The 23,453-nt window shown below is 39.4% G+C and carries 22 protein-coding genes; 10 read left to right on the plus strand and 12 right to left on the minus strand.

What is annotated here, in order from left to right:
* Complete coding sequence (locus AABS66_RS14840; protein ID WP_272681558.1) at positions 1-165, plus strand: hypothetical protein; 165 nt, start codon at positions 1-3, stop codon at positions 163-165.
* A gap of 51 nt (positions 166-216) precedes the next feature.
* Here the strand turns inward: AABS66_RS14840 and cysE are convergent, their stop codons facing one another.
* From cysE to AABS66_RS14860, 4 genes are all read right to left on the minus strand, one after another.
* Entirely contained in the window at positions 217-1,038 is an 822-nt protein-coding gene (gene cysE, locus AABS66_RS14845; RefSeq protein WP_206085795.1) for a serine O-acetyltransferase, read from the minus strand.
* 62 nt (positions 1,039-1,100) lie between these two features.
* Positions 1,101-2,129, minus strand: coding sequence for an NAD(P)H-dependent glycerol-3-phosphate dehydrogenase (gene gpsA / locus AABS66_RS14850; protein ID WP_206085793.1), 1,029 nt, complete (start codon positions 2,127-2,129; stop codon positions 1,101-1,103).
* Positions 2,129-2,605 (minus strand): protein-export chaperone SecB, encoded by a 477-nt coding sequence (gene secB, locus AABS66_RS14855; protein WP_206085785.1) that lies wholly within the window; start codon positions 2,603-2,605, stop codon positions 2,129-2,131. Before secB ends, gpsA begins: the two co-directional genes overlap by 1 nt.
* 241 nt (positions 2,606-2,846) lie before the next feature.
* Complete coding sequence (locus AABS66_RS14860; protein ID WP_206085783.1) at positions 2,847-3,284, minus strand: rhodanese-like domain-containing protein; 438 nt, start codon at positions 3,282-3,284, stop codon at positions 2,847-2,849.
* Between the two features lie 435 nt (positions 3,285-3,719).
* Here AABS66_RS14860 and envC point away from each other — a divergent pair, with 435 nt between their 5' ends.
* Both envC and AABS66_RS14870 read left to right on the plus strand, forming a co-directional pair.
* Entirely contained in the window at positions 3,720-5,012 is a 1,293-nt protein-coding gene (gene envC / locus AABS66_RS14865; RefSeq protein ID WP_430225111.1) for a murein hydrolase activator EnvC, read from the plus strand.
* A gap of 37 nt (positions 5,013-5,049) precedes the next feature.
* Positions 5,050-6,099 carry a divergent polysaccharide deacetylase family protein gene (locus AABS66_RS14870; protein ID WP_430225112.1) on the plus strand — a complete coding sequence of 350 codons (1,050 nt, stop codon included), beginning with the start codon at positions 5,050-5,052 and terminating at the stop codon, positions 6,097-6,099.
* A gap of 66 nt (positions 6,100-6,165) precedes the next feature.
* Here AABS66_RS14870 and tdh read toward each other — a convergent pair whose 3' ends face one another.
* Positions 6,166-7,191: an L-threonine 3-dehydrogenase gene (gene tdh / locus AABS66_RS14875; RefSeq protein ID WP_430225113.1), complete on the minus strand. Its 1,026-nt coding sequence runs from the start codon at positions 7,189-7,191 to the stop codon at positions 6,166-6,168.
* A gap of 10 nt (positions 7,192-7,201) precedes the next feature.
* Positions 7,202-8,398: a glycine C-acetyltransferase gene (locus AABS66_RS14880; protein WP_272681562.1), complete on the minus strand. Its 1,197-nt coding sequence runs from the start codon at positions 8,396-8,398 to the stop codon at positions 7,202-7,204.
* A 229-nt stretch (positions 8,399-8,627) separates the two neighbouring features.
* On the opposite strand from AABS66_RS14880, the gene rfaD reads away from it, so the two are divergent.
* Genes rfaD through AABS66_RS14900 form a run of 4 tightly spaced genes read left to right on the plus strand, consistent with a single transcriptional unit; the run spans position 8,628 to position 12,498 of the window.
* Entirely contained in the window at positions 8,628-9,566 is a 939-nt protein-coding gene (rfaD, locus tag AABS66_RS14885; protein WP_430225114.1) for an ADP-glyceromanno-heptose 6-epimerase, read from the plus strand.
* Between the two features lie 9 nt (positions 9,567-9,575).
* Complete coding sequence (gene rfaF, locus AABS66_RS14890) at positions 9,576-10,622, plus strand: ADP-heptose--LPS heptosyltransferase RfaF (RefSeq protein ID WP_206085767.1); 1,047 nt, start codon at positions 9,576-9,578, stop codon at positions 10,620-10,622.
* Positions 10,622-11,584: a lipopolysaccharide heptosyltransferase RfaC gene (gene rfaC, locus AABS66_RS14895; protein WP_430225115.1), complete on the plus strand. Its 963-nt coding sequence runs from the start codon at positions 10,622-10,624 to the stop codon at positions 11,582-11,584. Before rfaF ends, rfaC begins: the two co-directional genes overlap by 1 nt.
* 53 nt (positions 11,585-11,637) lie before the next feature.
* Positions 11,638-12,498 carry a WlaTC/HtrL family glycosyltransferase gene (locus AABS66_RS14900; RefSeq protein WP_353168402.1) on the plus strand — a complete coding sequence of 287 codons (861 nt, stop codon included), beginning with the start codon at positions 11,638-11,640 and terminating at the stop codon, positions 12,496-12,498.
* Positions 12,499-12,555: 57 nt separating this feature from the next.
* Here the strand turns inward: AABS66_RS14900 and AABS66_RS14905 are convergent, their stop codons facing one another.
* Positions 12,556-14,016, minus strand: coding sequence for an ArnT family glycosyltransferase (locus AABS66_RS14905; RefSeq protein ID WP_430225116.1), 1,461 nt, complete (start codon positions 14,014-14,016; stop codon positions 12,556-12,558).
* A 187-nt stretch (positions 14,017-14,203) separates the two neighbouring features.
* Positions 14,204-15,484 (minus strand): lipid IV(A) 3-deoxy-D-manno-octulosonic acid transferase, encoded by a 1,281-nt coding sequence (gene waaA, locus AABS66_RS14910; RefSeq protein WP_206085995.1) that lies wholly within the window; start codon positions 15,482-15,484, stop codon positions 14,204-14,206.
* Positions 15,485-15,687: 203 nt separating this feature from the next.
* Here waaA and coaD point away from each other — a divergent pair, with 203 nt between their 5' ends.
* Positions 15,688-16,173, plus strand: a complete 486-nt coding sequence (gene coaD / locus AABS66_RS14915) for a pantetheine-phosphate adenylyltransferase (RefSeq protein ID WP_206085761.1) — start codon at positions 15,688-15,690, stop codon at positions 16,171-16,173.
* 10 nt (positions 16,174-16,183) lie between these two features.
* On the opposite strand, the gene mutM is transcribed toward coaD, so the two are convergent.
* Positions 16,184-16,993 (minus strand): bifunctional DNA-formamidopyrimidine glycosylase/DNA-(apurinic or apyrimidinic site) lyase, encoded by an 810-nt coding sequence (gene mutM, locus AABS66_RS14920; protein ID WP_206085753.1) that lies wholly within the window; start codon positions 16,991-16,993, stop codon positions 16,184-16,186.
* A gap of 200 nt (positions 16,994-17,193) precedes the next feature.
* On the opposite strand from mutM, the gene AABS66_RS14925 reads away from it, so the two are divergent.
* The gene (locus AABS66_RS14925) at positions 17,194-18,432 is read left to right on the plus strand and encodes an O-antigen ligase family protein (protein ID WP_430225117.1); all 1,239 of its coding nucleotides are present in this window, start codon (positions 17,194-17,196) and stop codon (positions 18,430-18,432) included.
* A 41-nt stretch (positions 18,433-18,473) separates the two neighbouring features.
* On the opposite strand, the gene AABS66_RS14930 is transcribed toward AABS66_RS14925, so the two are convergent.
* A complete protein-coding gene (locus tag AABS66_RS14930; protein WP_430225118.1) occupies positions 18,474-19,514 on the minus strand; it encodes a glycosyltransferase in 1,041 nt (346 codons plus the stop codon).
* A gap of 324 nt (positions 19,515-19,838) precedes the next feature.
* Between AABS66_RS14930 and AABS66_RS14935 the strand changes: the two genes are divergently transcribed.
* A complete protein-coding gene (locus AABS66_RS14935) occupies positions 19,839-21,389 on the plus strand; it encodes a phosphoethanolamine transferase (protein ID WP_371007483.1) in 1,551 nt (516 codons plus the stop codon).
* A gap of 37 nt (positions 21,390-21,426) precedes the next feature.
* On the opposite strand, the gene AABS66_RS14940 is transcribed toward AABS66_RS14935, so the two are convergent.
* Positions 21,427-22,404 (minus strand): glycosyltransferase family 8 protein, encoded by a 978-nt coding sequence (locus AABS66_RS14940; protein WP_353168414.1) that lies wholly within the window; start codon positions 22,402-22,404, stop codon positions 21,427-21,429.
* A 14-nt stretch (positions 22,405-22,418) separates the two neighbouring features.
* The gene (gene waaO / locus AABS66_RS14945; protein WP_404461752.1) at positions 22,419-23,429 is read right to left on the minus strand and encodes a lipopolysaccharide 3-alpha-galactosyltransferase; all 1,011 of its coding nucleotides are present in this window, start codon (positions 23,427-23,429) and stop codon (positions 22,419-22,421) included.
* Positions 23,430-23,453 lie beyond the last annotated feature (24 nt).

A 23,453-nucleotide genomic window follows, 5' to 3' on the forward strand; every position in this document is an offset into this window, starting at 1 on the left:
ATGAAAGAGACAGTTATTAAACAATCTAAGCAACCCACTAATGCACCACTGGATAATATCGATGAAACCACTTATTTATTACGTTCACCCGCTAATGCCGAACATTTAAATAAATCGATTACTCAGTTTAAAATGGGAAATATGTTTAAAAAAACATACTATTGAAGAATAGCAACGATAGTGAGCAACTCACTACCTTTTACGCCTACCTACAACTCAAATCCCGTCCCCATTTTCAAAACCCCAAATACTGCCATTAAAGTTTTGATCCATTTCTAAGGATGGCTTATCGCTAGTTGGTTTGCCAACAATGCGTGCAGGAACCCCCGCCACTGTGGTATGAGGAGGTACAGGGTGAAGAACAACCGAACCCGCGCCAATTTTTGCACCGCGGCCAATTTCAATATTACCTAGTATTTTTGCCCCTGCCCCAATCATTACCCCTTCCCTGACTTTGGGATGGCGATCGCCACAGGTTTTGCCTGTCCCGCCAAGGGTAACCGACTGTAAAATCGACACATCATTTTCCACGATGGCGGTTTCACCAATCACAATACCCGTTGCATGGTCGAGCATGATGCCACAACCAATACGAGCAGCAGGGTGAATATCCACACCGAAAGACACTGATATTTGGTTTTGTAGGTAAACCGCGAGTGCTTGGCGGCCTTCTTTCCACAACCAATTGCCTATGCGATAGGCTTGCAAGGCGTGGAAACCTTTTAAGTACAATAATGGAGTGGAATATTTATCAACGGCAGGGTCACGTAGGCGAACCGCAGCTAAGTCCATAGCCGCAGAGAAAATCATACTTTCGTCATTGCGATAGGCTTCTTCAACGATTTCGCGCACTTCCAGAGCAGGCATGATAGGCGAGCTGAGCTTGTTCGCCAGCATATAGCTGAGCGCACTGCCCAAGTTGTCATGCTTTAATAATGTCGCGTTAAAAAAACTGGCTAGGAGTGGTTCGCAGTCAGCAAGCGACTTCGCTTCTTCTTTAATGAAGCCCCAAATTCTATCCAATTCTTCACGCGACATAATCACTCACCTATCTATTTTTATATTTACCCTATTATGTAACTTAACCAGACTAATTTTTATTAATCCTGCAGTTTTGGCATATCTGCAATTTCATCTTTCGTCGCTCGGCCTAATAGCGCTTGCGCCGCCTCTAACACATTTTTATGACGGTAAAGGATTTGATAAATTTGCTCTGTAATTGGCATTTCGACACCCGCGCGTTCAGCGAGTGCACGGACTTCTTTGGTATTTCTATATCCTTCAACCACTTGACCAATCTCTTTTTCCGCTTCTTCAACGGTAATGCCATCGCCGAGCATCATGCCAAAACGGCGGTTGCGGGATTGGTTATCGGTACAGGTTAACACAAGGTCGCCTAAGCCTGCCATTCCCATAAAGGTTGCAGGGTCTGCTCCCAAAGCTGCACCTAAACGGCTCATTTCAGCTAAACCACGGGTAATCAATGCAGTACGTGCGTTTGCCCCAAAACCCATGCCATCAGAAATCCCCGCACCGATTGCGATGACGTTTTTTACTGCGCCACCCAGTTGCACCCCAACCATATCCGGGTTTTTATAAACACGGAAACTTTTGCCACAATGGAATAATTGTTGTAAATCATCACCAAATTGGCTGTCGCTCGCCGCTACAGAAATTGCCGTTGGTAAACCTGCGGCTAATTCTTTTGCAAACGTTGGGCCAGATAATACCGCCAGAGGAATTTCATTGCCTAATACCTCACGTGCCACTTCTTGCAACAAACGGCCAGTATCCCTTTCTAAGCCTTTCGTTGCCCAAATAATGCGGGAGTCAGGTCGTAAATAAGGTTGGATTTGTTTGAGTACATCACCAAAAACATGGCTCGGTACGACTATCAAGATATTGGGACTCGCCTCAACGGCGCGTTTTAAGTCCGTTTCGAGAGATAAACTATCAGGGAAAGAAACGCCAGGCAAAAATGCCTGATTGCTGCGATCTTGTTCTAATTGATGAATGTGTTTTGGGTCATGGCCCCATAACACCACCTGATGTGCATTACGTGCAAGTGTAATGGCTAAAGCGGTGCCGTAAGAGCCGGCACCGATCACTGTCATTGAAGCAGTATTCATTAAGCGTCCTGTTGAACTTCTGAGTTCTGCGCTTGTTCACCTTGTTGCTGCTGTAAATAGTTCATGAACAGTGCATCAAAGTTAACTGGCGCTAAGTTCAATTGTGGGAATGTGCCACGGCCCACTAAGCTGGTGATCGCTTCACGTGCATATGGGAACAGAATGTTCGGGCAGTATGCACCTAAGCAATGCGCCATTTGAGTGCCTTCGATACCTTCGATAGAGAAAACACCAGCTTGCTGGACTTCACACAGGAAAGCGGTTTCTTCACCTAAAGTTGCTGTCGTAGTGACACGTAAAACAACCTCATAAACGCCTTCTGACAGCTGAGTTGAAGAAGTATCTAAATCTAATTTAATTTCTGGCTGCCATTCTTGTTGAAAGATGTGCGGCGCGTTAGGTGCTTCAAATGAAACGTCTTTTGCGTAGATACGTTGAATTTGAAAAACCATTTCTGAGTTGTTTTGTTCTGACATAGTTTATGTACCTTTAACTTCCATATGAATTTTCCCTGTTATTCTTTGAGCTACAGGGGTGTTCGCTGCATTGCGCTACCCAAGTCACATACTGATGTATGCTCCTTGGATATCTTCACTTGCTGCCTACCTGTAGCCCAAATAATTTAAGGGAAACCCTGTTATTCTGAGCTACTGGGGTGTTCGCTGCATTGCGCTACCCAAGTTACCTATTGATATAGGCAGCTTGAGGTAACGGTAACTACTTCTTACCACGAGCCAGTGGAAGGTTTTCACCTGCCCAACCAGCAATCCCTTCTTTCAGGACAAAGACTTTTTCAAAACCGTGTTGCACGAGTTGCTCTGCGGGTTTGTTTGATTCCATGCCACTTGCAGAAACGATAATCACAGGTTTCTGTTTGTGTTTATCTAACTCACCTAAATTATTATCTTTAATTTCAGACGGCGTTAAATTAATAGAATCAATGATATGGCCTTTACGGAAGTCGTCACGAGAACGCAAATCCACAATAACCGCTTCTTCTTTATTAATCAGTGTAATCGCTTGTGAGCGAGCAATCACTTTCGTTTTAGAAAAGAGGCCTTTAAAGGTCATGACGACCACAGCAACTAATAGCGCTATCCAAACCAGACTCAATAACATGTTCCGGCTTACAAATTGCATGATTTCTTGGATCATGGGGGGCAATCACTCCCGTTAGTTAAAATCGAATATCAAAGGGTTCAGAGTATACCTGTGTGTTGAGCTAATTACAGCCAATTCACGCAAACTACTGTGTTTTTTTTGCGGTAATGTACGCAAAATTAATACCATTTTACTGAAAAATAGAATTTCTTTCTCGAAGCGGTACGCAAATATTTTACCATAAACATGCCTAAACGGGACTAACCTGTAGATTAAATAGGCGTTCAATAATAAAAAACCGTTCAAAACTAGCTATACAAAATAAATCAGTGATAATAAAACTATATTATTTGACTTAATTAGCCTTTGTTTCAGGGCAAAAGTCCGAATTTATAAGTGTTTTCAATACTATTTATTAGAGAGTGCTGGAAACCATCACTTGCAGATGAAATAATCAGTTATTGCATTTAATTGAGGTGATCTATCACAATGGCCAATACACAATATCGAATGAAAACAACATTTCTTCGTCAGGCTATTACATCCGCCCTACTTGGTTTAGGGCTCTTTGCGCTTGCCCCTACACATACCGCTCTCGCAAACCAGATCACTGAAAATAAAGGGCAATTACACGATTTACTCAAAAGTATTGCTGAAAAAGAAAAAAGTGTTAAAGAACAGCAGGCTAAGCGTTCTAACTTACTGGAACAGCTCAAACAGCAAGAACAAAGCATTTCCGCTGCGGGGCGTAGCTTACATGAAACACAAAACCAATTAAAACAGCTAGATAAAGAAATTGTTTCCTTAAATAGCAATATCAAACAGCTACAAACTAAGAAACAACAACAAGAAAAAATGCTTGCAGATCAGCTCGATGCCGCTTTTCGTTTAGGTAAACACCAAGGCCTAACCCTGATGTTTAAAGGGGAAGAAGGCCAACGGGAAGAGCGTATCTTGGCGTACTATAGTTATTTAAATCAAGCGCGTGAAAAAAACATTGTTGCACTTGAAGAAACAACTAAAGAGCTACAACAACAAAAACAATTAGAACAAAAAAAACAGGCGGAACAAAAAAGTACACTTACCCGCCAACAACAAGAGAAGCGTAAATTAGATAACGCCCGAGCCTCTCGGCAAAAAACCCTGACAGCCCTTGAAAGTACCTTAAAAGAAGACCAAAAAAATCTCGCGGTTTTAAAACAAAATGAAGCAAGGTTGCGTGACAAAATTGCTCGTGCAGAACGCGAAGCCAAAGCTAGAGCCGAACGCGAAGCCAAAGAAGCGGCACGTATTCGCGCCCAAGTGGCAGAAAAAGAACGCCAAGCAAAACAGAAAGGGGCGACTTATAAACCTTCTGAAAGTGAGCGATCACTTATGTCCCGTACAGGTGGTTTAGGGCGTCCCGCAGGCCAAGCCATGTGGCCAGTTCGTGGCTCCCTACTTCACAATTATGGTGATGTCATTTCCAGCGAACTACGTTGGAAAGGCATGGTTATTGCCGCCAATGAAGGCACACAAGTCAAAGCCATTGCAGATGGTCGCGTTTTACTGGCAGACTGGCTACAAGGTTATGGCCTTGTTGTGGTCGTTGAGCATGGTAAAGGTGACATGAGCCTGTATGGTTATAACCAGAGTGCCTTAGTCAATGTGGGCCAAGAAGTTCGTGCTGGCCAGCCAATTGCTCTAGTCGGTAGCAGTGGTGGTCAAGAGCGACCATCCTTGTACTTTGAAATTCGCAGGCAAGGTAAAACTGTTAATCCTCGCCCATGGTTAGGAAGATAACCCAGAAAACTTAAAATCAAACGATTAGGATGAAATTATGTTGAAGCGCTTACCCTTTAGATTATTCATTAGTTTACCGCTGTTACTGATGAGCCTGCAGGTGAGCGCCGCAAAACTCGCGATAGTCATTGATGATTTTGGCTATCGCGCTAAAGAAGATAACCAAATTTTAGCACTTTCCCCCGCGGTCACGATTGCGATTTTACCCAGTTCGCCCCATGGCCGTGAAGTGGCGGAAAAAGCCTACCAGCAAGGGCGGGATATTCTGATCCACATGCCCATGAAACCATTGAGTAAGCAGCCCTTAGAAAAAGACACTCTCGCCCCCTCAATGAGTGCGGCGGAAATTGACCGTATTATTAAAAATGCTATTTCCCGTGTACCCCATGCAAAAGGCATGAATAATCATATGGGTAGCGAAATGACATCCAACCTGCCAGGTATGCGTAATGTGATGCAGAGCCTCTCGCAATCAAATTTATTTTTTCTCGATAGTGTGACTATCGGCAATACCCAGGCAGGAAATGCAGCAAAAGAATTTGGCGTCCCAACACTGCGCCGTAACATCTTTATTGATAACCACCAATCAGAAGAAGAAACACGTACCCAACTAAATAAAGCCGTTGCTTATGCGCGAAAACACGGTAGCGCTGTAGCGATAGGTCACCCGCATCCCTCTACTGTGCGTGCACTGCAAAAATATTTGCCACAACTGCCCGCTGATATCGAACTGGTTGCAGTAAGTGCATTGGTTAACCCTCAAGATCCTGCAAAGCAACCTGTGACATCACTCAGAATGCTCTCTGAAGAAGCACAGAAAAAACCTGAGCAACCTAAAGAGAAACAGCCTGACAGTGAGCAGCCAAAAGCACCAGAGTCAACTGAATCGATTGAAAGCAAACCAGAAGATGGACTTATTGTCGAAGAGTTAGGCATTTGTGAGGTCACAATACCTGAAACGAAATTACAAGGTATCGATTTAATTATGTCGATTGTCGAAAATATTTATCAAGACAAAACATTGCAACCATTGCTTACACAAGAAGCACCAACGAAAAAGCGCATGCTTTTTAAAACCGAATCTTAGAGGTTAGCTCCCACATACATCATTCCCTTCTGAAGGTAATAACCTCAGAAGGGAATAACTCGCTAATTAATCCCAGTTTAAAATCACTTTTCCGGCTTGGCCTGAGCGCATAACATCAAAGCCTTTTTGGAAATCATCAATGGAAAATTGATGAGTGATGATGGGTGATAAATCTAATCCTGATTGGATCAGTGTCGCCATTTTATACCAAGTTTCGAACATCTCTCGGCCATAAATACCTTTAATAAACAGTCCCTTGAATATAACTTGGCTCCAATCTGTTGCCATTGAGGCTGGAGGTATCCCTAATAATGCAATACGTCCACCATGGTTCATGGTGTCTAACATGGTTTGAAAAGCCGCAGGCGCCCCCGAAACTTCTAATGCCACATCAAAACCTTCTTTCATGCCAAGTTCGTTCATCACATCTTTTAGGTTTTCACGACTCACATTGACTGCACGGGAAACACCCATTTTTTTCGCTAATTCAAGACGATAATCATTCACATCCGTAATAACTACATGACGAGCGCCAACATGGCGACAGACCGCGGCAGCCATGATGCCAATCGGCCCAGCCCCAGAAACCAGCACATCCTCACCCACTAAATCGAACGAAAGCGCTGTATGCACAGCGTTACCAAATGGGTCAAAAATAGCGGCTATTTCATCGGGAATATTGTTGGGTATTTTGAATGCGTTGAAAGCTGGGATCACCAAATACTCGGCGAAACAGCCTTCTCGATTCACGCCTACACCAATTGTATTACGACAAAGATGGGTACGGCCACCACGGCAGTTACGACAGTGACCACATGTAATATGCCCTTCCCCTGACACTCGGTCACCAATTTTAAAGCCTTTGACTTCCTGCCCAATCGCAACAATTTCCCCTATATATTCATGACCGACCACCATCGGGACAGGAATGGTTTTTTGTGACCATTCATCCCAGTTATAGATATGTACATCTGTACCGCAGATAGCGGTTTTACGAATTTTGATCATCACATCATTGTGCCCGAGTTCCGGTTTCGGAACGTCCGTCATCCATATACCTGGTTCAGCTTTTAGTTTGGACAGTGCTTTCATAAAAGACCTTTTATTTGATTATTTTTAGTTTTCTACCAATGCGGGTGAATGCTTCAACGGCGTGTAAAATATCCTCCTCACTGTGGGCTGCGGACATCTGTGTACGAATTCGTGCCTGACCTTGCGGCACAACTGGGTAGAAAAAGCCAGTGACATAGATACCTTCATCAAGTAGCTCTTTCGCAAAAGTTTGGGCGAGCTTGGCGTCACCTAACATAACAGGGATGATAGCGTGGTCGGCTCCGGCAAGCGTGAAACCCGCTGCCGTCATTCTTTCCCTAAATAACACCGCGTTACGCCATAGTTTTTCACGTAGTGATTGGCCTTCTTCCATCATATCAATCACTTTGATAGACGCGGCAACAATCGCAGGCGCAAGGGAATTCGAGAATAAATAAGGGCGAGAACGCTGACGTAGCCACTCAACGACCTCTTTTTTCGCTGCCGTATAACCACCGGAAGCACCGCCAAGTGCTTTACCTAACGTTCCCGTAATAATATCGATACGCCCCATTACATTGCAGTATTCATGGCTACCGCGGCCATTTTCGCCGACAAAACCCACGGCATGGGAGTCATCAACCATCACTAACGCTTGGTACTCATCCGCTAAGTCACAAATAGATTGTAAATCAGCAATCACACCATCCATTGAAAAAACGCCATCAGTGGCAATTAAAATATGACGGGCACCCGCCGCTTTTGCTTCTTCTAGGCGTTCTTTTAACTCAACCATATTGTTATTGCTGTAACGGTAGCGTTTAGCTTTACTTAACCGCACACCATCAATAATTGAAGCATGGTTTAATGCATCAGAAATAATGGCATCTTCTGGCCCCAATAAGGTTTCGAATAGGCCACCGTTAGCATCAAAACAGGATGAATAGAGAATAGCGTCTTCCATGCCTAAGAAATCAGCCAGTTTGCGCTCTAAAACTTTATGGCTATCTTGCGTTCCACAAATAAAACGGACGGAAGCCATTCCAAAACCATGAGTATCCATGCCTTGTTTAGCCGCTTCAATTAACGCTGGGTGGTTCGCAAGCCCAAGATAATTATTAGCGCAGAAATTGATGACTCGTTGGCCTCCGACAATTTCAATGTCGGCATCTTGTGAGGTCGTAATAATGCGTTCGTGTTTAAATAACCCATCCGCTTCAATTTGTACCAATTGGTCTTGAATCTGCTGATAAAATCTTTCTGACATGATTTCTTCCTGTATAGTGACTATTTATAGAGTTTAATAATAGTCTCTGTGTGTAGCGATATTCACAGCATAAATAAGTTAAGTTTGTAGCCAAGATCACGATATTTACCTTGTTCCCATTCAGCCCCTAGTTCAATTCTCTGCTATCAATGCTACCGTCTGCGCCAAGAGATGTTATTATAGTCATCAATTGTTATTCCATTTTCTTAACCCATTTGAGGTATACCCAATGATCATAGTCACTGGTGGAGCTGGTTTTATTGGCAGCAATATTGTTAGAGCCCTAAATGCAATCGGCCGCACAGATATCCTAGTGGTAGATAATCTGAAAGATGGCACTAAATTTGCCAACCTTGTTGACCTTGATATTGCGGACTACGCAGATAAAGAAGATTTTCTTGTTAGCATCCTTTCAGGTGATGACTTTGGCGATGTTGATGCCGTATTCCATGAAGGTGCATGTTCATCCACTACGGAGTGGGATGGCAAGTATATGATGGATAATAACTATCAGTATTCTAAAGAGTTATTACATTACTGCTTAGAACGCGAAATTCCCTTCTTATACGCCTCTTCTGCCGCCACTTATGGCGGCCGTAGCGACAACTTTATTGAAGAACGTGAGTTCGAAAAGCCATTAAATGTCTATGGTTACTCTAAATTCCAATTTGACCAATATGTTCGTGAAATCCTGCCAGAAACTGAGTCACAAATTTGCGGCTTCCGTTATTTCAACGTTTATGGCCCAAATGAAGAACACAAAGGTGGCATGGCGAGCGTTGCTTATCATTTAAATAAACAAATTAATGAAGGGCAAAACCCGAAATTGTTTGAGGGTAGCGAAACATTCCGCCGTGACTTTATCTATGTTGGCGATGTTGCCGCAGTGAATTTATGGTTCTGGGAAAATAACGTTTCAGGTATTTTTAACTGTGGAACAGGGCGCGCAGAGTCTTTCCAAGCCGTTGCCGATGCCGTGACTGAATTTCACAAAGACAAAAATGTGGCTGTCGAATATATTGAATTCCCAGAAAAATTAAAAGGTCGCTACCAAAGCTTCACACAAGCGGACCTCACCAAGTTACGTGCCGCTGGTTACACTGCGCCATTTAAAACGGTTGCAGAAGGTGTCACTGAATACATGCAGTTACTCAATAAAGACGCGTAATTAGTATTTATGAAAATATTGGTGATCGGCCCTTCGTGGGTAGGGGATATGATGATGTCACAAAGCCTATATCGTACGATAAAGGCGCTTCATCCTCACGCACAAATTGATGTGATGGCACCACAATGGTGCCGTCCTTTATTAGCAAAAATGCCTGAAGTCAATCAAGCCATCCCGATGCCTTTAGGCCATGGTGCCCTTGAAATCGGTGAACGTCGTCGATTAGGCATCAGTTTGCGGGGAAATGGGTACGACCAAGCGATTGTTTTGCCTAACTCATTAAAATCTGCACTTGTTCCGTTCTTTGCTCACATTGCAAAAAGAACGGGCTGGCGCGGGGAGATGCGTTATGGGTTACTCAATGATATTCGCCCATTGAATAAAGAAGCGTTTCCACTCATGGTACAACGCTACGTTGCGCTTGCTTATGATAAGCAAACTATTCAATCTGCTGCTGATATCCCATCACCAATATTAAAACCTAAACTTGTCACGGTGCCACAAGAAGTCAACGAAACACTGCAAACCTTTGGCATTGATGATTCTCGCCCAATTATTGGTTTTTGCCCAGGTGCAGAGTTCGGCCCCGCAAAACGCTGGCCGCACTATCATTATGCAACGCTCGCTCAAGAGCTAATCAGTTTAAAAGGCTACCGAGTCTTATTATTTGGTTCCCAAAAAGACCATCCCGCAGGGGAAGATATTCGCCAAAGTCTAACGGATGATGCCAAATCGTACTGCTATAATTTTGCAGGGAAAACCTCGCTAGAACAAGCCGTTAACTTAATTGATGCCTGCCATGCCGTTGTCAGTAACGATTCAGGCCTTATGCATGTCGCTGCCGCATTAGATAAACCTTTAGTTGCACTTTATGGCCCAAGCAGCCCAGATTTCACACCGCCTTTATCTGATAAAGCAGAAGTGATCCGCTTAATCGAGGGGTATCATAAAGTTCGTAAAGGGGATGGCGAAAGCGGTTATCACCAAAGCCTGATCGATATCCAGCCAGAAATGGTTTTAGACGCATTAGCCCGTTTAAATATAGGTATTGAATAATGCGAGTATTATTAGTCAAAACATCCTCAATGGGCGATGTTTTACATTCTTTACCTGCATTAACCGATGCTCAGCAAGCTATTCCCAATATTCAATTTGATTGGGTGGTTGAGGAAGGTTTCGCACAAATTCCAACATGGCACAGTGCGGTCAACCAAGTGATCCCTGTCGCTATCCGCCGTTGGCGAAAAAACTGGTTTTCTGCGCCGATCAGGGCTGAACGTGCAGCTTTTCGCCAGCAACTGCAAGCAACACAGTATGATGCAATTATTGATGCTCAAGGCCTACTAAAAAGCGCATTTCTTGTTACGCGCTTGGCACATGGCGATAAACACGGCTATGACCGCCATAGCATTCGTGAACCTCTTGCCAGTTTTTTCTACGACCACCGTTATGCTATTAGCAAGCAACAACACGCCGTTGAACGCATCCGTCAATTATTTGCGAAAAGCCTTGGGTATGTTTGCCCAGTACAGCAAGGCGATTACGCTATTGCGCAGCATTTCCGACAATCTTCAACTCGTCAGGAATGCCCTTACGTGGTTTTCCTACACTCAACCACCCGTGATGATAAACACTGGCCTGAAGAAAGTTGGCGGAATTTAATTGAATTAATGGCGGGGAGTGGCATAAAAATAAAGCTACCGTGGGGAGCGCCACATGAACAGCAACGCGCACAGCGGTTGGCAAACGGTTTTGATTTTGTTGAGGTCTTACCTAAACTCACGTTAGCTGAAGTTGCACAGCAAATTGCCAATGCCAAAGCTGTTGTCTCTGTTGATACAGGGCTAAGCCATCTAACTGCTGCACTGGATAAACCTAACTTCACGCTCTTTGGCCCTACCGATCCAGGGCTGATTGGGGGTTATGGGCAAAGGCAGCATGTGATTAAGTCTTCGGATAAGCTAATGGCGTCAATCGAGCCTTTAGAAATCTTCAAAAGAATTAGTTTGATACTTTAAGGTAATGCCTTACTATACATCATTGTATAGCCATGTCTGATTAACTGAATACTATGAATAAATCAATTACAGTTGTGACCGCTTTTTTTGATATTGGAAGAGGTAATTGGAAAAATCAAAGTAATGATTTTGAGAGATTTGATCGTACAACTGAAACCTATTTTAATTATTTTAGTAGACTAGCTAGTTTAGATAATGAGCTCATTGTTTTTACCTCTGAAAACTTTAAAGATAAAATTTTATCCTTAAGAAAAGGAAAGCCAACACACGTAGTTGTTATTGATATCTATAAAAAATTCAAATTCACACTTAAAATGATATCAAAAATTCAAAATAGCGATTCCTTTAAAAGTTTAATCGACCCTAAACTACACAATAATCCTGAGTACTGGTCTAGTAAATATGTATTGGTAACAAATTTAAAAGCTTTTTTTGTCAATAAAGCCATTGAGATGAAACTTTCAAATAGCGAGTTCATTTCATGGGTAGATTTTGGGTATATTCGAAATAGTAAAACACTGTATGGCATAAAAACGTGGTATCACCCTTTTGAGCACGATAAATTTCATTTTTTTACGATTAAAAACACATTAGACCTTTCAGATGAAAAAGCGGTATTGAGTGCAGTTCTAAATAATGAACCCCATATTATTGGGGGTGTATTACTTGCAACTCGTGATAAGTGGATTGAATTTTATAAACTCGTTATTGAGACTCAAAAAAACTTTCTATCTTCTGGTATTATTGACGATGACCAAGGCGTTTTTCTTACATGCGCCAGTAAAAATCCATCTCTCTTTCAGCTAAATTATTTAGGACGAATGAGGTGGTTTAAGGTGTTTAAATTATTCCATAAAGGCTCAAAAATTAATTACTTAACTCGCCTTATTATCCTATTGAGAATAATTAAATAACAAAATCATATTAAGCGACCTAATGAAAAAAGTGCCTTAAGTTTTAAGGCACTTTTTCTATTTCTGCGGTGCAATAAACCCAAAGCACATCGTTTCAGGCTCGGCATCAGGCTCTGACTGGTAAATGACATCTTCTTTTTCGATGGTAAATTGCGGCCAGAACTTACGTACTTTGGCAAAATTCTCATGGGCACAATCATCGTATTTTTTACCTAATAACAAAGCACCATGCTGGCGAATTTCTGCTTCAGTGATATCACGGTTATATACATTTGGCGGCATATGTTTCTCCATCGACCAAGGTTGGATAACATGCGGCCTGTCTTTCCCATAAATAATAAACCATTGATATTGGTTATCTTCGCCACCGACGTATTTCACGGGTGTACCATAGCGCTGATACCAACGCTGTTCACCATCAGCAATTAAGGTTTTAACACCAATAAATTTTTGCCCTGCTCCGCGGATATTCGCCGCTTGCACTGTGATATAGCCGACAACCACTAAAACCCCAAAAATCGCAAAACCAATGAGTGATTTGTTAAACGGTTTTCTTGGCATCACAGTTATTGAGCCAACAAACAAAGGTGCAATAATCGCCATAAAAGGCTGTAACCATTCTGTAATCCGCCCGCCATCATGGAACGAGAACCAGCCATAAATAACAACTAGAGGGAATAAAATAATGAAATTTGCCATACGATTAGGCAATGCTTTAGGCCACCCAAGTTTCCCGCCACTGCAATAAATAATAATGGCCGCAATCACTAACGGGTAAAAAACACTAAGTGCCGCTTGAGTTGTATGGAAATTAAAACCAGGGTCAATTTGCGAATCCACCCATTTGAAAGCAGAGAAATCCGTTGCCATCAACCAAAAGAAATTAGGTAGAACTAACGCAAACCACAATGCGATAGCCAAATAAAAGACAGGATAACGATAGCTTTGACGCGCTTGCTTAACAAAAATAGTCAGTAAAAAAACCGAGCCGACTAAAGCCAATGTTGAGTATTTACCCATTGTTGCCAGCCCAGCAAACAAGGCAAAAGGCAACCACCACGCTGGATTATCGTCCACCGCACGCAAAAAGAAATACAACACCCATGGCCACAAAGTGACTAAAATATAGTTATCATTATAAGGAATGATATCGAAATTAATGACACCTGATAAATTCAGCATCAACATTGCAAACCAAGCGAGATCACGACGCCCAGTTAAACGATAAGCCAGCTTCCAGACCCCCAACAGACCAAACGCAATACCGATAAAATGGATCAAATACCAATAAAAACTATACGAAATCCCCAAATAGATAGCTGGCCACATCAATACGCCAACAAACCAGGGATTTTTCGGGGAGCCCCATTCCCCATTCATTCCCCAATTCACAGCTTCTACCGTGTCATAAGGCACTGTTGGGTCAAAATAAAAGCTCGCTAAGATCCATGCTACGGCATAGCCTATGATCCATAAATAAACATATTTATTTGAATTTGGTTGATTGATTGCTGGCATACTGTCTTAAAATATAAGGAAAAAACAAGTACTCTATTCATGACTTAAAAAGCAAAATAGAATACCCCTATAACAAACGGTGCAGTCTACTATAGTTTAAATATAATACTAAGGTGTGGGAGAAAATATTCACTGTTCATTGTTGAAATGTTCAAGTTAGCCTATCTAAAAAAGACACTCTTGATTATTATTGTTCTTTTGGGGGTAAATATGGCTGCAATAATTTTAATAGCCGTTGCAGAGCTCCTTGGTTTTCATGTAAAACTTCTGCAGCATGGCGGCCATAATATAAACGGTAGTCTTCATCAGAAAGCAAGCTAGTTACAGCTTGAGCCATCGATTCACTATCCGTGACAGTAATCAGCCCATCTGCCTGCGTTAACTTTCCACAAATATCTTTAAAATTAAAGGTATGCGGTCCCATTAAAACGGGTAATGCATGCGCTGCCGCTTCTAGAGGGTTATGCCCTCCCGTTTCAACTAAGCTTCCACCAACAAAGGCAATATCTGCAATTCCATACAGCAACATCAATTCACCCATGGTATCGCCAATAACCACTTGAGTATCTACGCTAGGAATAGTGTTGGCACTACGACGAATAAACGTTAAGCCCGCTTTTTGAGTTAGCTCTTCAGCTTTCGTAAAACGTTCAGGGTGGCGAGGGACTAAAATAAGCAATAAATTAGGAAAACGTTTTAATAACTTTTGGTGTGTCTCTAAGACAATCGCTTCTTCACCATCATGAGTACTGGTCGCAATCCATACAGGGCGATGAGCAGCCCATTGCCTGCGAAGTGTAATGGCTCGAACAGCTAATTCAGGGGTAACAGAAATATCAAATTTTAAGCTTCCCGTCACGGTTAACTGCATACGCCTTAACCCTAACTGAACAAAGCGCTCACCATCTTCTTGGTGCTGTGCTGCAATCATCGTGACATTACGCAGCATACGCTTCACAAAGCTGCCTAATTTTTGATAACCCGCTGCGGAACGCTCTGACAATCGCGCATTGGCGATAACTAAAGGAATTTTTTGCTTATGTAGTTGATTTATCATGTTTGGCCAAAGCTCAGTTTCCATGATGATCACAAGCTTAGGGTCAACCTGCTTAAGAAAACGACGCATCGAGCCGGGTAAATCATAGGGTAGGTAAACATGGCTAACATCATCACCAAATGCGGACTGTACACGTTCCGACCCTGTTGGCGTCATTGTTGTAACAGTGATGGGCAAAGAAGGATAATGATGACGGAGTGCCCTGACTAAAGGGACTGCAGCGAGTGTTTCGCCAACTGACACCGAATGCAGCAAAATGCCTTGAGGCTTAACTTTACCCGCACAAAAACCATAGCGCTCGCCCCAACGTTTACGGTACGCAGGCGCTTTTCGGCTACGCAGTAAAAGGCGAACCCATATAAATGGCTGGATAAGATAAAGAAGTACCTGATATAACCGCAGCAATAACATTCGATCTGATTCACTTACCAAAATTGGCGCTATCTTACCATAAACCTTCTGCAAAAGTGTGCAGAATATGCACCTAAAAATTCACAGAGCCTCGCTAACTCTTGTTGCAACCATGCGAGATAGCCGATAAGGTTAAACGCTCACATCGCTTATTTACGCTAATATTTTGAATAAGCAATAACAAACAATGAGATACTATCGCCATGGAACATAAAGCCATCTACCCAGGTACCTTTGACCCGATCACATCAGGGCACGTTGATATTGTCACCCGTGCAGCGGCAATGTTTGACCATGTGCTACTCGCGATAGCCAATAGCCAACGCAAGAACCCCATGTTCACCCTTGATGAGCGAGTTTCCCTTGCAAGGGAAGTAACGTCTCATCTTGATAATGTTGAAGTCGTGGGTTTTTCTGAGTTAATGGCGAGCTTTGCACAAAAAAAAGGGGCGAATATTCTAATTCGTGGTGTCCGTTCCGTGGCTGATTTTGAATATGAGTGGCAATTAGCGAATATGAACCGCCACTTCGTCCCTGAATTAGAAACGGTATTTTTACTCCCATCACAAAGCCTATCTTTCGTTTCATCCTCTTTAATCAAAGACGTTGCCCTTCATGATGGTGATATTTCCTCTTTTCTTCCCCCTGTCGTTGCAGATGCGATGCTAAGAAAGCTCAATAAAAAATAGCTATTACAGATTACTTTTGGCATTGCGGACAGAAAAAAGTACTACGCTGGCCTTGTTTAATACTTTCAATTGGTGTTCCGCACATTGAACAAGGCTCTCCCTTTTTACCATACACAAACAACTCTTGTGCAAAATACCCCGGTTTACCATCTGACTGCAAAAAATCCTTCAGCGTTGTACCACCTTGCTCAATCGACCGTGTTAACACGAGTTTGATTTGCTTAACCAACTCCGTGATTTCAGCCAATGTTAATGTATTAGTTATTTTTTCAGGTGAGATTTTTGTCGCAAATAAAGCTTCATTTGCATAAATATTGCCAACGCCAACCACGACTTTGTTATCCATCAGCCAAGGCTTGACCGCCACTTTCTTTTTTTGTGAGAGTTCATAAAGATATTGCGGGTTAAATGCATCAGATAGGGGCTCAGGGCCCAAGTGCGCGAGTACCGAACTATTTTCTAAGTCGTCACACCACAACCAAGCGCCAAAACGCCGAGGGTCGGTATAGCGTAAAACTTTACCGTCACGCATGACTAAATCTACATGGTCATGTTTTTCTTCAGGTAACTCTTGCGTTAAAATACGCACACTGCCTGACATCCCTAAGTGAACGATAATCCAGCCCTTTTTCAATTCAATCAGCAAATACTTCGCACGGCGTTGTACACTTAAAACAATTTCATCAGATAAACTTTTTATTTGTTCACTGACAGGCCAACGCAAACGGCTGTTTCTTACGACTGCATAAGAGATTGTATTACCGACTAAATGTGGTTCAATGCCACGACGGCTGGTTTCGACTTCTGGTAGTTCTGGCATTTTAAACCCTACATAAATCAGATATTAAATATACAATACAGTATGTGGCTCATTAAACGAAATAGGTTACCAGATAGAATCCTTTTATCCATTGGATTTCTTTGCTTCGTTATGAATGTGCTATGTTTACATTCCATACTCTTTCCTACATGATAAGCATCAATTTTTGAGATTAAATCAAAGACAATAAAGGCAATTTCGTGAAAATAAACAGCTTTCTCCTCCACCAATTTCCTTTTTTATTACTATTTTTAGTCACACTGGGAATGTTTACCAACGATACGCAGGGGGTATTAAATGTCTCAGTTGTCTTGCTTTTTTTATATACAACTTTCACACTTTTAAAGAATAGAGTTAATATCAAAACTGACCTTCTCGCTCTAATTAAGGCAAGAAAGATGCTTTTTTTATTTGGTGGCTGGGGGCTATTTTGCGCTATATTTTTTACTTATTCAGGCTTCACTCAAGAGGCCATCAAAGCATTCTTTGATGATTGGCGATATGTTTTTATTATTACTTTCTTTCTTCTCGTATTTAAAAGCGATGGTGATAAATCAAAAAAAACAATCTGTTATGCACTCATTGCCACATTGGCCTTTATAATATTTTTTATTCCAATTCTAAAACAGTTTAAAAATAGTGCTTTACCTCTCTACTTACAACTTAGATATGGTTTCGCACATTATATGACACTCTTATTTCCCTTTACTTTCAGCGCCTTATTTCTATTCAAACAAAGAATATTAAAAGCCTCTATGCTACTTCTTTCTGTATTGGCCTTCTTGTTCATATTGTATACTGGTAGCCGAGGAGGTTTCCTCTCTGTTATTATTGAAGCTGCTATTATTTTGTTTATTTTATCCTCAAACTACAAAAAACTCATTGTTAATATTGTGAGTTTTGGTGTTTTAGCAATAGTAGTTGTTTTCGCCTCTTATCATTACATCCCGCAAGTAAAAAATAAAATAAACCAATCTCTATATGCGTCAGACATCACTTCATCTCGAGGTAAAATCATTGATACTCGATATCCAATTTTTACTCAAAATCTCTCATATCAATTAATGGGAACGGGCTATGGTTCAGTCGCTTATAATCAGTTTTTATTTGATAATAATGCCCCAAAATTCAGTGGTGGAATGGGGTATTCTAGAAGTAAAAAAGAGTCATTTTACAACAATGATGAACCTTTCCTTCTAAATATTAGCTATAATATAGGCCTAATTGGATTAGTTCTGTTTTTGGTAACATTTGCCATCAATATGAGAGACTTATTTAAAAGTATTCAAGTTGAAAAAGATATTTTTAATGTTGGGATATTTGTTTCATCTATCGGCTACTTTTTAGTTTATTGTCTATTTGAATTTATTTTTATCGATATCTTTATTTTATATAATATTTTAACGGCTATTTTTATTCGAAAAATACTAATCAAGTAAAGAAAGGCCCCGTATAAACGTAAATAAACAGGGTTTTAAAATCAAAATATCTTTTTAACTAAATACTTAAATGTTGTAGACAGAAAACCTAAATAATCTCCATTCTTTCTTAAATGTGATTTCTTTCTTGATAACTGTTTATACCCTTTTGGCTTTATTAAATCGATGTCTTTCCATGGAGACTGGCGCCTTGCCTCTTCAAAAAAAGCATATTCCTCATAAAATCTTGCCCACTCATGAAATGGTTTAGTCAAGCCAACAAAGTGAATAAAAACAACATCTTGAGTTATTTTAGGGATGCTGGATTTTTTCCCTATATACCAGTCTAAAGAGAACATATAATTAAAATTCTCACTAATATTAACTAGCTTCGTATTTAATAAAATATTCAAGGCATCTTGGTCTGGGTGACTAAAATCATTATCACTAACTAACTCAATCACTTTATTTGGAATATTATATTCAGCTAATTTTTTTACTGACATATATAAAAAGCCAGAATTAAAATACATTGACATATTCATTGGCAATATTTTTTTCTGGCTACAAAACTTATCTTTTACCGCGTACAAAAAAATATTTTCGTTAAACTCTAATGAATCAAGATAAGATAGATTACCTTTACAGATAATATCTGCATCTAAGTACAATAACTTATTGATACTTTTTCCTGCTAAATAAGAGATAATGATTAGGCGAAAATAGATTGCAGAGCTCCAGCCTTTCGATGGCAAAGGTAATGATTGAAATTTTTCGTTATCAATCAAATAAATAGTTAACCTATGTTGCGTTCCTTCAATCAAGCGATGAAAAAGCAATTCATTTTTTAATTTATCAATAAAAACATGGAAATGAAAACGACGTTCAGTGTTATAGATAAGAATTGAGGATATTGAAGTACCTACACCGTATAAAAAATTTTCATCTACACCATAAGCGATATGAAAAAAGTCTCCATCACTGATGTTGGTATCTGAGCTTATTTCTATTTTTGATTTTATCATCTCATTACTTAACATCATATGTTCCCATTGCAAGCCTTTTACCATTCTAACTTTAACGCCACTTTCTATAAGTATCATCAATAGTATAAACTATTCTTGGTTTGATTTTAGGTTATTCACGTAGTTTTACACTTTATTCTTTTCACGGAAAACATCATAGAATCAATGCACTAAATGATAATAACTATCATTCCCCCGTTGTTAACAAATTGAAGCTCACCTTTATTCATTAGTAAACACAATACCCATAACTCTAAGTAGTCCCCTTTTACTCGTGTAAATACTTTAGTTTTCCTTTATAATCACGAAGTAAAGCATTATACAAAACATACTCTATAAAAATACAATAAGCTCAATGACTAACGAGTATAACAGTTTTATTTTTAATCACATGGCTGCTCTATGATACAAAAACCAGAGTTAAAAAAAACCTTATTGGTTTTATTTTCCTTAATTATCCTAGCCTCTATAGCTAAACTTATGTTACTAGGCTCGGGGAATGCACACCCTACAGTAAGGGAAATAACGTTAGTTTGTTTTTTAATTATTATATTAAGCTCTTCAAATAAATCTTACTGGTACATAGGATTTCCAATTGTATTGGTTAATGCTATATACACGCCTATTGGCTTAAACTTCGGTGAGCCTACTTATCAATATATTTCATCTGTTATTGCTACAGATGCGATGGAGTCCAAAGAATTTTTCACTCAAATTCCGATAAAAAATTATCTTTTTTCAATAGTGATTGTAGCTGGGTTTATTTTCTATCGAAAGATAACCGTTAAGAATGGAATATACTTTTATAAAAATAAAACACTACTTGTTTGCTTAGCTATTCTTGCATTGATAAACCAGTCTCCTTTTAAACTTTTTGATAATATGTATCAATCAACACTAAATGTAAAAAAAGAAGTTGATAGCCTCAGTGAGTTCACTAAAAATAGTGAATGGGGAAAATCAACATTAATAAAGGATAGGACTCAATATGATGACTATGTTTTAGTTATCGGCGAGAGTGTTCGCCGAGATTATATGAGCGCTTATGGGTACCCAATAGATAACACCCCATTTATCAATAAAACTAATGGTATAATAGTTGAAGGTTTAACTTCTGGTGGAACCAATACCGTTTCTTCGTTACGCGTAATGTTAACACAATCAAGTACAGAAAGCTGGGAACCCAACTATGGGCAAAATTTTGTTGATTTAGCAAAATCAGCTGGCTATAAAGTTTACTGGATTTCAAATCAAGGTTTTCTTGGTGAATTTGATACACCAATAACGTTTATCGCCAAAAGGAGTGATGTTAAAAAGTTCAACAAGATGGGGGCCTTTAACTCCAACGATTCAAGTGACTTTAGCTTAGTAAATATGTTTAAAGATGAATTAGAAGAAAAAGTAAATAAGAATCAAAAACGGTTATTTGTCATCCATTTATATGGTTCTCACCCTGATGCTTGTGCACGTATTGAAGATTATGAAAATAAATATGTCACTAAAGATAAAAAATATACGAATATCTCATGTTATGTCTCAAGTATCGAAAAAACAGACAATATCCTTGAATCAATTTATAATATATTAAAAATACAAGAAAAAGAAAATAATCGTAGTTTTTCAATGTTATACTTTGCAGACCATGGTGTTTCGCATACCATGATTAATGATGAAATAAAATTAAATCTCAGTAATGTCTCTAGCAAAGTATTAAATATACCACTCATCATATTCAACTCAGATAGCCAGAAAAAAGATCGTATAATATCTTATAAAGCTGGTAATTTTTTTACTTCTGGATTAGCGAATTGGCTTAATATTCAGAATAAAAAAATCGACCCTCACTATAGTTTATATTCTACTCATAATGATAATGAGGCATTAAAATATCATTTTCAGCAGTTAAGAGATGGAAATGACGATGACCTAATAATTGATATACGAAGTAAATAAAGGGTAAGGTTAGTGAGTGTTCTCACTAGCCTTATTTTCACTTGAATAATTTATATTGAATCAAGCTATATATCCCCTTAAAGAACTTACCCTGATGAAACTCATGCTTGTATCTTTCTTGATACTCAGGCTTTTTCTTTGCACTTATTAGTAAGCTACTTTTCCACGGTGAATCATCAAATGCTATTTTAAATGTTTCACTGGCAGGGTAATTGATGGCCCAGTAATGCCAAGGCTTAGTCGCTCCTGTATAATGGATAAGCTTAGTTGAGGCTTTAATGAAATCCTTATAGTTAGCTTTTTCCAATTCATTTTTCAACGTATATATACTGTTATAATCCCTTGAGAGATAAATATTATTTTGATTAAATAAAATATTTAGTGCGTCTTGATCTAAATACTTTAATGGCTTCCCCGTATGATTTTCTGTAATTAACTTAAATGCTTTTTTTGTAAACTGAACATTGTCCCATTTTTTTAAGTTTAAGAAGATTACCCCAGCATTAAAATATTTGTTTTTTAATCCTGATATTTTTAACCTTGATTCACAAGACTCTTGCATACTAGGGACATCTGGTATTACTGCTGCATACTCATCTTGAAAGTCAATGCGAGTATAATCAACTAAACTTCCCTTACAAAATACATCAGCATCTAAATAAAGAATTGATGGAATCACTTTGCATAAATGATCAAAGATAAAAAATCTAAAATAAGTCGCGTATGACCATACATGTGATGTAGGAAGCTTTTTAAGCTCTCCAGAGTTTAGAATATACAAATCAATACTTACATTTTCATTTAATACTAACTCTTTGAGTTTCTCTAAAAAATCATCATCAATATAATCAGTAAATAAATAAAATTTTAAACATATATCTCTATTATTTAAAATAATAGAGTTCATAGATATTCCAGAGCCAAATAAAAATCCTTTATCCACACCATATGCAATATGCAGATCTGCTTCTATTCCACTTTTTCCCAGCTCTATCTTTTCTTTTATTAAGTTCACATCAGCACCTATTATTACTTTATTTTACTAATGAAATATCGAATATAGCCAACTATCCCGTGATAATACTTCTGTTTTTTTATCATATGCTTCGCACAATAGCGTAAATGATTACTACTCTTCGCTTTTAATAAGGGAATATCTTTCCATGGAGATACATTTTTTGCATCTATAAAAGGCTGAGTAGTGGGGTAATTGGCCCATTCATGCCAAGGCTTAGTCGGTCCAATATAATGGATCAAAACAGTATCAGATGTTATTGGATTTTCTTTTTTACCTTTTTGTAGCTCATAGTTGATGCTGTATTGGGTGTTATATTTCCCATCAAGATAAATAACTTTCTCTGTTAAGAGCATATTTAAAATATCCTGATCGAGATAAGATAGTTTCGCTTTAACGGTCTCTTGAGAAAGTAATTCCATTGCCTTAGTCGATATATCAAATTTTGACCAATTGACTAAATTAAGAACCAAAAAACCTGCATTAAAATAGCCAGAAGCAATACTTGGGATCCCTAAAGCATCGGCCCGCTTTTGCCACCATACCTTGTCTCTTTCTGGTACTACTGCTGCAATCTCATCTTGTTCAAACTGAATATCTAATAGCGGTTTCAATGAGCCTTGGCACATAATATCCGCATCCATGTAGATCATTCGTTCTAATTGATTCGAAAAATAATCCGCAATAATAAACCTAAAATAGGTAGCATAGGACCAGTTCTTAGTACTCGGTAATGATCTTAGTTGTTCACAATCAATAAGATATATTTTAATACTAGTTTTGTATTGTTCTGCAAGCGCCTTAAACAATCGAGATTGTTCATCATCAAAATAGTCTGTAAAAACATGAAATGAGAATGAAATATCAGAATTTGCTTTTAATAATGATGCGATGGAAATCCCACAACCATATAAAAAATTACGGTCAATACCATACGAAACATGCAAGCTACCATCACCAATAACCGTATCAGATGATGATAAATCAATCTGTTTTGTAACTGCATTTTCCTTATTGAAGAACATTATTCTATCTCTCTAATTTCGATT

This window comes from Providencia sp. SP181 (assembly GCF_050446505.1).
In the GTDB taxonomy this organism is placed as follows: Bacteria; Pseudomonadota; Gammaproteobacteria; order Enterobacterales; family Enterobacteriaceae; genus Providencia; species Providencia vermicola.